This window comes from Mechercharimyces sp. CAU 1602, from assembly GCF_024753565.1.
In the GTDB taxonomy this organism is placed as follows: domain Bacteria; phylum Bacillota; class Bacilli; order Thermoactinomycetales; family JANTPT01; genus Mechercharimyces.
The window spans coordinates 200,739-213,031 of sequence record NZ_JANTPT010000003.1 but is presented as its reverse complement, the minus strand read 5'-3'; the positions used below and the strand labels follow the sequence as shown (position 1 = coordinate 213,031).

The window sequence follows — 12,293 nt, the reverse complement described above, 5'->3', positions numbered from 1 at the left end:
TTATGCGTTTTCTTCTGTAACTTCAACCAAATGCTTCACTTTGTTGATCATACCGCGAATGGCAGGACTATCATTGTGAACCACAGATTGATGACGCTTTTTTAAGCCAAGTGTCTTCACGGTAACCCGTTGATCTTCGGGACGACCGATTAGACTGCGCTTTAGCGTAATCGTTAATTTCTTTGCCACGGTCATCCCTCCTAACCTAACAATTCTTCTACGGTTTTACCACGTCTTTTTGCAACGTCCTCTGGACGTTTCATGTTTTGAATTCCGTTTAATGTTGCGCGTACCATGTTGATTGGGTTGTTAGAACCGGTCGACTTAGTCAAGATGTCGCCAACACCTGCAACTGTCAAAACGTCACGTACAGGGCCACCTGCGATTACACCCGTACCGGTGGAAGCAGGCTTTAAGAGTACTCGACCCGCACCGAACTTCCCAATCACATCGTGAGGAATGGTGGTTCCTTGAAGAGGTACACGAATCATATTCTTCTTCGCATCTTCAACGCCTTTACGGATCGCTTCTGGTACTTCAGTGGCTTTACCGATACCGGCGCCAACCATACCTTTGCCGTCACCGACAACGACCAATGCACTGAAGCTGAAGCGACGTCCACCTTTAACTACTTTAGAGACGCGGTTAATATTAACCACTTTCTCTTGCAGTTCGCTTCCTTGGTCCTTCTTCACGTTTTTCCCTCCCCTGCTCAAAACTTGAGACCTCCTTCACGCGCCGCTTCCGCGAGCGCTTGAACGCGTCCGTGGTAGATGTAGCCACCGCGGTCAAAGACAACGTGCTCAATACCTTTTTCCACCGCACGCTTTGCGATGAGTGATCCTACCAGACGCGCAGCCTCGATATTTCCACCTTTGATTCCTTCACCTAGTTCAGGATCTACGGTGGAAGCAGAAACCAACGTATGCCCTTTCACATCATCGATGAGTTGAGCATAGATGTTTTTGGACGAACGGAAAACATTTAGGCGTGGGCGTGCTGCTGTGCCAACGACCTTTTTACGCACACGAAGGTGGCGACGTTTCCGTTTTATGTTGCGATCTACTTTCTTAATCACGCCGCATTCACTCCTTTCCTATCAGCTTTACTTACCAGTCTTACCTTCTTTACGACGAATGCGCTCGTCGCTATACTTGATCCCTTTACCTTTGTACGGCTCAGGCTCACGTACGGAACGAATATTTGCTGCTGTAGCACCAACCAGTTCCTTGTTGATCCCTTTAACATGAATTTCGGTCTGCTTAGGAACCTCCAAGTCGATCCCCTCGGGGAGATCCATTTCAACTGGTAGGGAGTACCCTACGTTGAGTACCAATTTGCTACCTTTCATTTGTGCACGATACCCTACACCCACCAACTCAAGTACCTTGGTGAACCCTTTGGTTACACCTTCTACCATGTTGGCGATGTTGCTGCGGGTGGTGCCATGCAGCGAACGGTGCGTGCGATGATCGCTCGGACGAGTAACCACCATCTGGTTCTCTTCCATCTCTACCTTGATGTCCGCGTGAATGGTCCGGGTAAGAGTACCTTTAGGACCTTTCACCGTAATCTCGTTATCCGTTAAGGTAACTTCTACCCCAGCCGGAATTTGAATTGGTAAGCGTCCAATACGAGACATTGTATTCACCTCCATCCAGTTGCATCAGGATTACCAAACATATGCGAGTACTTCGCCGCCCACTTTCGCACGCCGTGCTTCTGCATCGGTCAATACGCCTTTAGATGTGGACAAGATCGCAATCCCAAGTCCACGCAATACGCGCGGTACTTCGTCGCTTTTGGTATATACACGTAAACCAGGTTTACTAATACGTTTTAAACCAGTAATCACACGCTCGTTGCTCTCATCGTACTTCAAGAACACACGAATGATTCCTTGTTTGCTGTCCTCAATATATTCTGCGTCACGGATAAAACCTTCCCGCTTCAGAATCTCCGCTACTTCCCGCTTTAAGTTGGAAGCCGGAATCTCTACGCTCTCATGACGAACAGCGTTTGCGTTACGGATACGCGTCAGCATATCAGCAATCGGGTCTGTCATCACCATTTATCGGTTCCCTCCTTCCTCGCTCAATTACCAGCTAGCTTTACGCACGCCGGGAATCTGCCCTTTATAGGCCAACTCACGGAAACAAATTCTGCAAAGACGGAATTTGCGCAAGACCGAATGTGGCCGTCCGCACCGCTCACATCGTGTGTATTCCCGTACTTGAAACTTCTGCTTACGCTTCTGTTTGACGATCATCGATTTCTTGGCCAACGGATTCCCTCCTTTTCATCAGGCTAATCTAGATGATCTACTACTTGCGAAATGGCATTCCCATTTCTTTTAACAATTCACGAGCTTCCTCGTCGGTGTTTGAAGTGGTAACGATAATAATATCCATCCCACGTACTTTGTCCACCTTATCGTACTCAATCTCAGGGAACATGAGCTGTTCTTTCAAACCGAGTGTGTAGTTGCCACGCCCGTCGAATGCTTTCGCCGAAACGCCGCGGAAGTCACGCACCCGTGGAAGTGCTGCATTGATCAGCTTATCGAGAAAATGATACATACGCTCACCGCGCAAGGTCACTTTACAACCGATTGGCATTCCCTCACGAAGTTTGAAACCTGCGATTGATTTCTTCGCCTTTGTAATCACTGGCTTTTGTCCAGAAATCTTGGTTAGATCAGCAACCGCGCTATCCAATACTTTCGGGTTTTGTACGGCTTCCCCTACACCCATGTTGATCACGATCTTTTCCAGCTTCGGCACTTGCATCGGGCTGGCGTATTCGAACTTCTTGATCAACGCTGGAGTAATTTCTTGATTAAACTTCTCTTTCAAACGTGCTGCCATTTGAGTTGGACCTCCCTTCTAAAAACGGCTTCCTACTTGTCCAGGATTTCTCCGGATTTTTTCGCGTAGCGAACTTTTACTTCTTTGCCTTTGCGCTCAACCATTTTATACCCAATGCGTGATGGTTCTTTCGACTTCGGATCCTCCACCATCAGGTTGGAAAGATGAATCGGCGCTTCTTGCTCGATAATGCCCCCTTGCGGATTAGCTTGGGATGGCTTCGAATGCTTCTTCACCATGTTAACCCCTTCAACCAATGCGCGGTTTTCTTTCGGGAGCACTTTCAAGACACGTCCTTTGGTATAAACCATGTTTCCGTTCTTATCGCGAGTCGGTGCATCTTTCCCCCGCGTCACAATCACGGTGTCGCCTTGTTTAATATGCAACTTATTTGGACGCTTCTTCTCCATGTCCTGGCACCTCCTTCTTTACAGCCAATCGATTCCTACGATTACAGTACTTCCGGTGCAAGTGATACGATCTTCATGTAGTCACGTTCGCGCAGTTCGCGAGCAACTGGTCCAAAGATACGTGTTCCACGCGGAGTTCTATCATCTTTAATCACTACAGCCGCGTTTTCATCAAAGCGGATATAGGATCCATCATTGCGACGTGCTGGACGAGTGGTCCGTACGATTACTGCGCGTACAACTTCACCCTTCTTGACAACGCCACCTGGTGTAGCTTGTTTGACCGAAGCCACAATTACATCACCAATACCGGCAAACTTCCGTTTCGAACCGCCGAGTACTTTAATGCACATCAATTCACGTGCACCGGAGTTATCTGCGACCCGCAAGCGAGTTTGAGGTTGAATCATTGCCAAACACCCTCCTTCCGTACATAAGGCGAATCACGATTAGATGATTACAGCCTCTTCTACGATTTCTACCAAACGCCAGCGCTTATCTTTTGAAAGCGGACGGGTTTCCATGATGCGTACTACATCACCTTTTTTAGCGGTGTTTTCTTCATCATGTGCCTTAAATTTCTTCGTATACTTTACACGCTTGCCATAAAGACGATCTTTCTTATAGGTCTCAACAGCAACCACGATTGTTTTATCCATTTTGTCACTTACCACTCTGCCGACGCGTACTTTTCTCCGAGTCGTACGTCCTGTCTCGGTCACCCTTGTTTCCTCCTTTCAATCCCGAGTTCACGTTCTTTAAGAACGGTCTTTGCCCGTGCGATGTCTTTACGCACCTGACCAATTCGGGCCGGATTATCCAATTGACCTGTAGCCGCTTGGAACCGGAGGTTGAATAATTCTTCTTTGAGTGTACGCAACTTCTGTTCGATTTCGGCGGTGGTTAATTCAAGTAGCTCTTTAGCTTTCATTTGCTCCACCCGCTTCGTCTCGTTTTACAAACTTCGTTTTGATTGGAAGTTTGTTTGCTGCTAGGCGCATCGCTTCGCGTGCAACCTCTTCTGAAACTCCTGCAACTTCAAACATGATTTTCCCTGGTTTAACAACAGCTACCCACTTCTCTGGCGAACCTTTACCGGAACCCATGCGAACTTCAAGCGGTTTTTGTGTTACAGGCTTGTCGGGGAAAATACGAATCCATACTTTACCGCCCCGTTTCATGTAACGGGTCATAGCGATACGAGCGGCTTCGATCTGACGGTTGGTGATCCATGCTGGTTCCAACGCCTTTAGACCGTATTCACCAAAGTTGACTTCCTTGCCGCCTTTGGCTTGACCGCGCATATGGCCGCGATGCTCTTTCCGATACTTCGTCCGTTTTGGCATCAACATGTTATTTTCCTCCTTCCGCGTCTTCCTTTTTCTTGACGGGGAGAACTTCGCCACGGTAGATCCATACTTTAACACCAATACGTCCATAAGTCGTATGCGCTTCTGCTGTACCGTAGTCGATATCCGCACGCAAGGTGTGAAGTGGTACGGTGCCCTCGCTATAACCTTCGCTACGAGCGATATCTGCTCCACCAAGACGGCCGCCTACTTGAGTACGAATACCTTGTGCTCCCGCACGCATCGTACGTTGAATCGTTTGCTTCATCGCACGCCGGAACGATACACGACGCTCCAATTGTTGCGCAATGTTTTGTGCAACCAAATTCGCATCCAATTCCGGTGTTTTTACTTCACTGATGTTGATGTGAACTTTCTTCGTTGTCATTTTGGTCAAATGCTTACGAAGTGCTTCTACTTCCGAACCACCCTTACCGATAACCATACCTGGCTTTGCGGTGCGGATGTTTAAGTTGACACGGTTTGCAGCACGTTCGATCTCTACATTAGAGACAGCTGCATCTTTGAGTCGACCCTCGATGTACTCGCGAATGGCGATATCCTCATGCAATAGGTCTGCATAATCTTTGCCGCCATACCACTTGGACTCCCAGTCACGGATGACACCCACCCGTAAGCCCACAGGGTTTACTTTTTGACCCACTCGTTATCCCTCCTTCTTATTGTTCAGATACGACCACGGTCACATGGCTAGTCCGTTTGTTGATCTTGCTCGCACGGCCCATTGCACGCGGACGGAATCGTTTCATGGTCGGACCTTCATCGACGTATGCTTTGGCGATTATCAAGCTACTCGGATCCATTTCATAGTTATGCTCTGCGTTTGCTACGGCGGATTGGATCACTTTTTCAATGATAGGTGATGCAGCGCGCGGAGTAAAACGCAAAATTGCTAGTGCTTCCTCCACGGACTTCCCACGTACCAGATCCATTACCAGCCGCGCTTTCCGGGGAGCGATGCGCACATAACGTGCGACAGCTTTCGCTTCCATCTTGCGACCTCCTCTCTTGCCTTAAGGACTATACGCACCTTATTTTTTCCGTGTTTTCTTATCGTCGCCGGCATGGCCACGGTAGGTCCGTGTCGGCACAAATTCACCCAGCTTATGACCAACCATATCTTCGTTTACGAAGACAGGCACATGTTTGCGTCCATCGTGTACAGCGATGGTGTGGCCAATAAACTCTGGAAAGACGGTTGACCGGCGAGACCAAGTTTTGATCACGCGTTTTTCATCTTTCGCATTTAACTCTTCGACCTTTTTCATCAGATGATCATCGACAAAAGGTCCTTTTTTCAGGCTGCGACCCATACGTCCAACCTCCCTTCGTAAGACGCCACTTTAGTGTTAGGCTTATTTCTTTTTCTTACGACGACGGACAATATACTTATCCGAGGGCTTATTCTTCTTACGTGTTTTGTACCCAAGCGTTGGTTTACCCCAAGGCGTAACAGGTGATTTGCGTCCGATCGGAGCGCGACCTTCACCACCACCATGTGGGTGATCCGATGGGTTCATTACGGAACCACGAACCGTTGGGCGCTTACCGAGCCAGCGCGAACGACCCGCTTTACCGATGTTGATCAACTCATGGTCCAAGTTCCCTACTTGACCGATGGTTGCGCGGCACTGCAAGAGTACCATACGAGTTTCTCCAGAAGTCAGACGGATGATGGCATATTTACCTTCTTTACCGAGCAATTGCGCACTCGTTCCAGCGGCACGTACCATTTGTCCACCGCGACCTGGCTTTAATTCGATATTATGAATGACAGAACCGACTGGGATATTAGCCAGCGGAAGTGCATTCCCTACTTTAATATCTGCCTCTGGACCGGATTCGACGATATCGCCTACTTTTAATCCATTAGCAGCTAAGATATAACGCTTTTCACCATCTACATAGTGTAAGAGCGCGATGTTTGCGGAGCGGTTTGGATCGTACTCGATCGTTGCCACTTTCCCGTCGATACCATCTTTATTACGCTTGAAGTCGATGATGCGGTATTTACGCTTATGTCCACCGCCTTGATGGCGCATGGTTAAACGACCTTGGTTATTACGACCGCTCTTCTTGTTCAATGGAGCTAAAAGAGATTTTTCCGGCGTAGTGGTGGTAATCTCTTCAAAAGTAGAAACCGTCATCTGCCGGCGACCTGGTGAGGTCGGTTTAAAATGCTTGATACCCATATTGTTGTCCCTCCTTTACTTCACGAGTTACACTTCAAAAATTTCGATTGACTTGCTGTCTTCGGTCAGCTGTACAATCGCTTTTTTCTTCTCTGGACGACGACCAGAGTAACGTCCGTACCGTTTCACCTTACCGATTTGGCGGATCGTGTTTACTTTCAATACTTTCACACCAAAGATCGCTTCAACAGCTTTCTTAATCTCAGTCTTGTTCGCTCTTAGGTCAACTTCAAATACGTATTTCCCGTCAGCGGTCAAGTCAGTCGACTTCTCGGTTACGATGGGACGACGGATAATATCGCGTGGGTCCTTCACTGGCCGAACACCTCCTCTACGCGTGCGGCCGCATCCTGGGTGATGATCACTTTGTCGTGATATAGCAGATCGAGGACGTTAACGCCTTCGGCTGCGATGTACTTCACACCTGGGATGTTGCGAAGAGATAGAGCTACGTTCTCATCCACGGAAAGTCCAACAACCAATGCTTTTTGTTCAGCTTTAAGGTTGCTCAGGATGCGAACCATCTCTTTTGTCTTCGGCTGTTCCATGCTCAATTCATTGAGCACTACCAGCTCATCTGCTTTCAATTTAGAAGAGAGAGCAGAACGAAGTGCTAGACGGCGCACTTTCTTCGGTAATTTATATCCGTAGCTACGTGGAGTAGGTCCGAATGTAACACCACCGCCTACCCAGATCGGGGAGCGGATGCTACCGTGACGAGCACGTCCGGTACCTTTTTGCCGCCAAGGTTTGCGACCACCACCGCGTACGGCAGAACGATTTTTTACTGCGTGCGTTCCCCGACGGAGCGATGCTTGTTGCATCACAACGGCATCATGGAGAACACTTTCGTTGGGTTCAATCCCAAACACGGCATCCAGTAGCTCAACATCGCCTACTTGATTCCCGTTGATATCCAATACTGCAACTTTTGCCATGACGCTTCCTCCTTCCTAACTTATTTCTGGCCTTTGACCGCTGAGCGGATCATAACAAAGCCATTTTTTGGTCCTGGTACATTCCCTTTGATGAGAATTGCGTTACGCTCGGTATCGACACGTACCACTTCCAAGTTTTGCGTAGTAATACGCTCGCCACCCATGCGTCCTGGTAGGTTATGTCCTTTAAATACGCGCATCGGATCGACAGCGCCCAAGGAACCCGGACGACGATGGTAACGAGAACCGTGAGACATAGGTCCACGTTGCTGGTTGTGGCGCTTAATCGCACCGGCAAACCCTTTACCTTTTGACTTACCCGTCACATCGACGATATCGCCTTCAGCGAAAAGATCTGCTTTCACTTCCTGACCCAATTCAAACTCAGCTGGGTTCATTCCACGAATTTCACGAATAAATTTCTTTGCTGCGGTATCTGCTTTTTTCGCATGACCGAGCTCCGGTTTATTCGCACGGTGTTCTTTCACATCTTCAAAACCAAGTTGTACAGCGTCGTAGCCGTCCGTTGCCATTTCTTTGCGTTGCAATACAACACAAGGGCCAGCGGACACGACGGTTACTGGAACTAAAGTACCATCCTCTTGGAATACTTGCGTCATTCCTAACTTTCTCCCCAGAATACCTTTCACGTCATACACCTCCTGCCATCTGTCACTTCATTACTTATAGTTTGATTTCAATATCGACGCCTGAAGGCAAGTCGAGTCGCATCAGCGCATCCACCGTTTGCGGTGTTGGATTGACGATGTCAATCAAACGCTTATGTGTCCGCATCTCGAATTGCTCACGCGAATCTTTGTATTTATGAGTCGCACGCAAAATCGTGTACACGGATTTTTCAGTAGGTAGTGGAATCGGTCCTGACACCCCTGCACCTGTCCGCTTCGCGGTATCGACAATCTTCTCTGCCGATGTGTCCAACGCGCGATGGTCATACGCTTTCAATCGGATACGAATCTTTTGTTTTGCCATTTTTGCCCCTCCTTCTACGTTCATTTTTGAAAATGAACTTACTCCGCGGAAATATCCCAACCACCCCTAGGCAATGGGGCCGGGTGTGTCGGCAACCTTCCGCATCATCGCCGTCCATGACCAACATTCCCTATTATATATAAACAAAAAGGCGGATGCAAGAGGAAATTTGCGCTGACAGGAATAAAATTTGTAGAGGTTGATTTAACATCCTGACTGGCATCTCTTTTTATATAGAAGAAAAGGGTTTTTGATTAGGTATAGAGGACGATGTAGGACTCGACTATCCCTAAAATTGATTAGCACGGTTATACATAGGTCAAAAGCCTGTTTAGGATAATACACCGTGGATCTATCAATCATTGTATAATCTAATTGTTGTTAGCAACAAATTAGGAATATCTCTTCCCTTAGTATAGAATTTCTCGGTATCACCGTTGATCATTTCATACACGAAGACAAGCCAAGCCCTAGTAATTGATTACTAAGGCTTGGCAAGCACTCCCTCGAGGGATGCCTACTGTGTTTACTAATCCTAACGACTACATCCCTATGTATTTTACTTTATGAAGGCATATTGCATGAGTCAGCAGCGCACGAGCCACCGCCACTATTAAATTCCTCTATTTTTACATTTTCACTCCATGCTTTATCCAAGACTTCCTCAAATACAGTTACTGATTGCGCTCCCGAGACAGCATATTTTTGAGCAAAGATGAAGTATGGAACCCCTTTAACACCTAATTTACTTCCTAAGGCCTCATCGTCGCGTACTTTAACGGTATATTGATCAGAAGTCAGCATATCTAAAACATCAGATCCATCCAGATCCATCTCTACTGCAATATCAATAAGTGTATTATGATCAGCGATATCTTTTGATTCAGTGAAGAACGCACAATACAATCGCTCAGACATTTCATCCATCTTACCATGATCCGCCGCATAGTGAAGAAGTCGGTGTGCGTCAAAGGTATTATGAGGGATCATCGTCTCAAAACGATAATCTAACCCTTCCTGTTTTGCCTGTGCGGCCATGTTAGCGCACATTGCTTGGGCTTGTTCTAAACTTACACCATATTTTGCTGCAATTATTTCCGCAAACGTTTCGTCTCCTTCTTTCGGTGCATACGGATTAAGCTCAAAACTCCTAAAGACAATGTTAACTTTCTCCCTGTGTTCAAAGTTACGAAGAGCTTTCTCTAACTTCCTTTTACCAATGTAACAAAAAGGACAGACAAAGTCGGACCATACTTCTATTTGCACAAAGCCACATCCCATTTTAAACGTATTTGAATAGCTAATATTGTAACATACCTAGGGTATTATTCATCATGGGTACATATCTCCACTATACCCTCCGCTTCTTTTTGCTCCACAAGGAAAGTTTTAATTAAACGGGTTCTTATTCTGTGTTTCAAACATTTGTTCCGTACTATAAAAGTTAGAACTGCTCTCCCCCTTTCTCACCTGCTACGATGAATGTAACAGCACAGTTGAAGAGAGCAGGTGTTCATTATGTTTGAAAGAAAGCTATGGGCAGCACTAATAGGTAGCCTTTTGTTATTTGTTTTATGGGTCTTTTTGATGGTGGAGTATGCCTCAATTGCGACGATTATCTCCACTGCTGTGATTTTTATCTATGGGGTACCCATCTCCTACCTGATAGACCGCAAGATGAAAAAGGTGGGTCGTCCTATTTTTTACTCATTTTGCTGGCATTTAATCGCTTCAATTCCCTTTATCTTTCTCATATCCATTTATGCTCCTATTTTCACATTGGGGATATGGGCGTTTGATTGCGCTTTAGTAAAATGGAAGTTTAATAGAAAGGAAATGTCACCCCTCTACGAGGGAAGTAAATCAGTGTGGGGGTATGTGAATCTACCTATCTTACTCATTGTCGTTACGCTAACGACATATATCCTCTTTGAAATAGGGGTTTTTGATAAAAAACAACATTTACGCTATACCTTCTCTGACGAGTCAGGGTGGTATTACGTCGTAGGGAGTGTTCCTGGAGCACCTCCACTTGAAGAGAAGAATGGATGGGGGCTCATCAACTTCCAGGATAAGCACTGGTTTCTTACTTGCACCTCTCATAAGCAATTAACCCTCGGAGGTAGGTTAGAATATACTCTTCTCTTAGAAAATGGAGATAAACGTGAGCTTTTATTTAAGTTTGAGCAGAGTCCAGATGAAAAATCTATTCAACATCATCCTACGGGTAACCATGCTTTCTTAGAACGGGGAATACAGTATGAAGCTTTTTATTATGGCACAGAAGCAGAATATGCCGCTACTCCCTTTACAGGTGAGTCTGACCGTAAAGTATTTGAACAAATTAAACCTTTGAATTCCAATGTAGATGCATGTAACCAAGATGGAACCTCAAATTAACACTCCCCTACTCCCACTTAAAATAAACGTAACTGCTCATACGCTCGCTTTCGTGACACAAAGCCGGCCAAGGTAACACCTACTAATCTGACACTCTTCCCCTCTAAGGGAGCCCTTTTACTCATTTGTTGAAGGTAAGACATCATCTCTTGCACTGTACTGATCGGTTCTGGGAGCGTTAATCTGCGTGTGATCTGTTTAAAATCATGGAATTTCACTTTGAGTACGAGCACTTGTGCTTGTTCTCCCTTCTGTAGTAAGTAAGCTTCTAACGAAGAAACTAACGTTTCTAGAATAGGGAATATCTCATCCCACTCTGTCAGATCCACCTGCAAAGTTGTCTCCCGCCCAATCGACTTACGTATTCGCTTGGGGTTGACAGGGCGTTCATCTTCCCCCCTGACAAAGCGGTAGAGTAGCTCCCCTCGACTCCCCAATACCTCCATGCATTTCTCTTTGGACCATTGACGTAGATCCGCTCCTGTCTCTATCCCATACCCTTTTAGCTGTTGTGCTGTTACCTTGCCCACCCCCCAAAAGTGATGGATCGGCTCAGCATCGAGAAAGGCTTGCGCCTGCTCTGGTGTAATCACGGTTAATCCATCTGGTTTCCGATAACCTGACGCCAGCTTCGCTATAAATTTATTGTAGGATACCCCTGCTGAAGCTGTTAATTTCAGCTCTTCCCATATCCGTTCTTTGATCTGGCGTGCCACCAACGTCGCAGATTGCATACCCACCTTATTCTCACTTACATCCAAATACGCTTCATCTAGTGATAACGGCTCGACTAAGGAGGTAAAAGAATGAAAGATCTCCATCACTTCCTGTGACACTTCCTTGTACAAAGACATACGCGGACGAATGAAGATTGCGTGTGGACAACGTATTTGTGCCTGTTTGGAAGGCATAGCCGAATGAATACCATACTTCCTTGCTTCATATGAACAGGTGGCAACCACACCGCGCGCATAAGGATCTCCGCCTATCACTACTGGCTTCCCCTGTAAGTCTGGATTCTCCCGTTGCTCTACTGCCGCAAAGAAGGCATCCATATCAATATGAATAATCTTTCGCATCTCTTCTCCCTCCCTCACCATCACCAAGTTGCCTATATTGTATA

23 protein-coding genes are annotated in these 12,293 nt (G+C 46.6%); 1 reads left to right on the top strand and 22 read right to left on the bottom strand.

Translation table 11 applies throughout. From position 1 onward, the window contains the following. From rpmD to NXZ84_RS13500, 21 genes are all read right to left on the bottom strand, one after another. On the bottom strand, positions 1-189 hold the full coding sequence (rpmD, locus tag NXZ84_RS13600; RefSeq protein WP_483869641.1) for a 50S ribosomal protein L30: 189 nt from the start codon (positions 187-189) through the stop codon (positions 1-3). Between the two features lie 11 nt (positions 190-200). Then, complete coding sequence (rpsE, locus tag NXZ84_RS13595; protein WP_258840879.1) at positions 201-695, bottom strand: 30S ribosomal protein S5; 495 nt, start codon at positions 693-695, stop codon at positions 201-203. Positions 696-712: 17 nt separating this feature from the next. Beyond that, positions 713-1,078 (bottom strand): 50S ribosomal protein L18, encoded by a 366-nt coding sequence (rplR, locus tag NXZ84_RS13590; RefSeq protein WP_258840878.1) that lies wholly within the window; start codon positions 1,076-1,078, stop codon positions 713-715. A 27-nt stretch (positions 1,079-1,105) separates the two neighbouring features. After that, entirely contained in the window at positions 1,106-1,642 is a 537-nt protein-coding gene (rplF, locus tag NXZ84_RS13585) for a 50S ribosomal protein L6 (RefSeq protein ID WP_258840877.1), read from the bottom strand. Positions 1,643-1,672: 30 nt separating this feature from the next. Continuing rightward, positions 1,673-2,071 carry a 30S ribosomal protein S8 gene (gene rpsH, locus NXZ84_RS13580; protein ID WP_258840876.1) on the bottom strand — a complete coding sequence of 133 codons (399 nt, stop codon included), beginning with the start codon at positions 2,069-2,071 and terminating at the stop codon, positions 1,673-1,675. Between the two features lie 27 nt (positions 2,072-2,098). Beyond that, on the bottom strand, positions 2,099-2,284 hold the full coding sequence (locus NXZ84_RS13575) for a type Z 30S ribosomal protein S14 (protein WP_258840875.1): 186 nt from the start codon (positions 2,282-2,284) through the stop codon (positions 2,099-2,101). Positions 2,285-2,324: 40 nt separating this feature from the next. Then, positions 2,325-2,867 (bottom strand): 50S ribosomal protein L5, encoded by a 543-nt coding sequence (rplE, locus tag NXZ84_RS13570; RefSeq protein ID WP_258840874.1) that lies wholly within the window; start codon positions 2,865-2,867, stop codon positions 2,325-2,327. A 32-nt stretch (positions 2,868-2,899) separates the two neighbouring features. After that, the gene (gene rplX / locus NXZ84_RS13565) at positions 2,900-3,253 is read right to left on the bottom strand and encodes a 50S ribosomal protein L24 (protein WP_258840922.1); all 354 of its coding nucleotides are present in this window, start codon (positions 3,251-3,253) and stop codon (positions 2,900-2,902) included. 65 nt (positions 3,254-3,318) lie between these two features. Then, positions 3,319-3,687 carry a 50S ribosomal protein L14 gene (gene rplN / locus NXZ84_RS13560; protein WP_258840873.1) on the bottom strand — a complete coding sequence of 123 codons (369 nt, stop codon included), beginning with the start codon at positions 3,685-3,687 and terminating at the stop codon, positions 3,319-3,321. Between the two features lie 39 nt (positions 3,688-3,726). Beyond that, positions 3,727-3,999 carry a 30S ribosomal protein S17 gene (gene rpsQ, locus NXZ84_RS13555; RefSeq protein ID WP_258840872.1) on the bottom strand — a complete coding sequence of 91 codons (273 nt, stop codon included), beginning with the start codon at positions 3,997-3,999 and terminating at the stop codon, positions 3,727-3,729. Then, positions 3,996-4,208 (bottom strand): 50S ribosomal protein L29, encoded by a 213-nt coding sequence (gene rpmC / locus NXZ84_RS13550; protein WP_258840871.1) that lies wholly within the window; start codon positions 4,206-4,208, stop codon positions 3,996-3,998. The genes rpsQ and rpmC overlap by 4 nt, the downstream gene beginning before the upstream one ends. Beyond that, positions 4,198-4,629 carry a 50S ribosomal protein L16 gene (gene rplP, locus NXZ84_RS13545; protein ID WP_258840870.1) on the bottom strand — a complete coding sequence of 144 codons (432 nt, stop codon included), beginning with the start codon at positions 4,627-4,629 and terminating at the stop codon, positions 4,198-4,200. The genes rpmC and rplP overlap by 11 nt, the downstream gene beginning before the upstream one ends. A gap of 1 nt (position 4,630) precedes the next feature. Beyond that, positions 4,631-5,290: a 30S ribosomal protein S3 gene (gene rpsC, locus NXZ84_RS13540; protein ID WP_258840869.1), complete on the bottom strand. Its 660-nt coding sequence runs from the start codon at positions 5,288-5,290 to the stop codon at positions 4,631-4,633. Positions 5,291-5,306: 16 nt separating this feature from the next. Continuing rightward, positions 5,307-5,639 (bottom strand): 50S ribosomal protein L22, encoded by a 333-nt coding sequence (rplV, locus tag NXZ84_RS13535; RefSeq protein ID WP_258840868.1) that lies wholly within the window; start codon positions 5,637-5,639, stop codon positions 5,307-5,309. Between the two features lie 39 nt (positions 5,640-5,678). Then, the gene (rpsS, locus tag NXZ84_RS13530) at positions 5,679-5,960 is read right to left on the bottom strand and encodes a 30S ribosomal protein S19 (RefSeq protein WP_258840867.1); all 282 of its coding nucleotides are present in this window, start codon (positions 5,958-5,960) and stop codon (positions 5,679-5,681) included. Positions 5,961-6,002: 42 nt separating this feature from the next. Then, a complete protein-coding gene (gene rplB / locus NXZ84_RS13525) occupies positions 6,003-6,839 on the bottom strand; it encodes a 50S ribosomal protein L2 (protein ID WP_258840866.1) in 837 nt (278 codons plus the stop codon). A 27-nt stretch (positions 6,840-6,866) separates the two neighbouring features. Then, a complete protein-coding gene (gene rplW / locus NXZ84_RS13520) occupies positions 6,867-7,154 on the bottom strand; it encodes a 50S ribosomal protein L23 (protein ID WP_258840865.1) in 288 nt (95 codons plus the stop codon). Next, the gene (rplD, locus tag NXZ84_RS13515) at positions 7,151-7,777 is read right to left on the bottom strand and encodes a 50S ribosomal protein L4 (RefSeq protein ID WP_258840864.1); all 627 of its coding nucleotides are present in this window, start codon (positions 7,775-7,777) and stop codon (positions 7,151-7,153) included. The genes rplW and rplD overlap by 4 nt, the downstream gene beginning before the upstream one ends. Positions 7,778-7,797: 20 nt before the next feature. Beyond that, entirely contained in the window at positions 7,798-8,427 is a 630-nt protein-coding gene (gene rplC, locus NXZ84_RS13510) for a 50S ribosomal protein L3 (RefSeq protein WP_309495929.1), read from the bottom strand. A 34-nt stretch (positions 8,428-8,461) separates the two neighbouring features. Next, positions 8,462-8,770, bottom strand: a complete 309-nt coding sequence (gene rpsJ / locus NXZ84_RS13505) for a 30S ribosomal protein S10 (protein ID WP_258840862.1) — start codon at positions 8,768-8,770, stop codon at positions 8,462-8,464. Positions 8,771-9,334: 564 nt separating this feature from the next. Next, on the bottom strand, positions 9,335-10,036 hold the full coding sequence (locus NXZ84_RS13500) for a DsbA family oxidoreductase (protein ID WP_258840861.1): 702 nt from the start codon (positions 10,034-10,036) through the stop codon (positions 9,335-9,337). A gap of 252 nt (positions 10,037-10,288) precedes the next feature. Here NXZ84_RS13500 and NXZ84_RS13495 point away from each other — a divergent pair, with 252 nt between their 5' ends. After that, positions 10,289-11,170 (top strand): hypothetical protein, encoded by an 882-nt coding sequence (locus NXZ84_RS13495; protein ID WP_258840860.1) that lies wholly within the window; start codon positions 10,289-10,291, stop codon positions 11,168-11,170. Positions 11,171-11,187: 17 nt separating this feature from the next. Here the strand turns inward: NXZ84_RS13495 and dinB are convergent, their stop codons facing one another. After that, positions 11,188-12,249: a DNA polymerase IV gene (gene dinB / locus NXZ84_RS13490; protein WP_258840859.1), complete on the bottom strand. Its 1,062-nt coding sequence runs from the start codon at positions 12,247-12,249 to the stop codon at positions 11,188-11,190. Between the last annotated feature and the right edge of the window lie 44 nt (positions 12,250-12,293).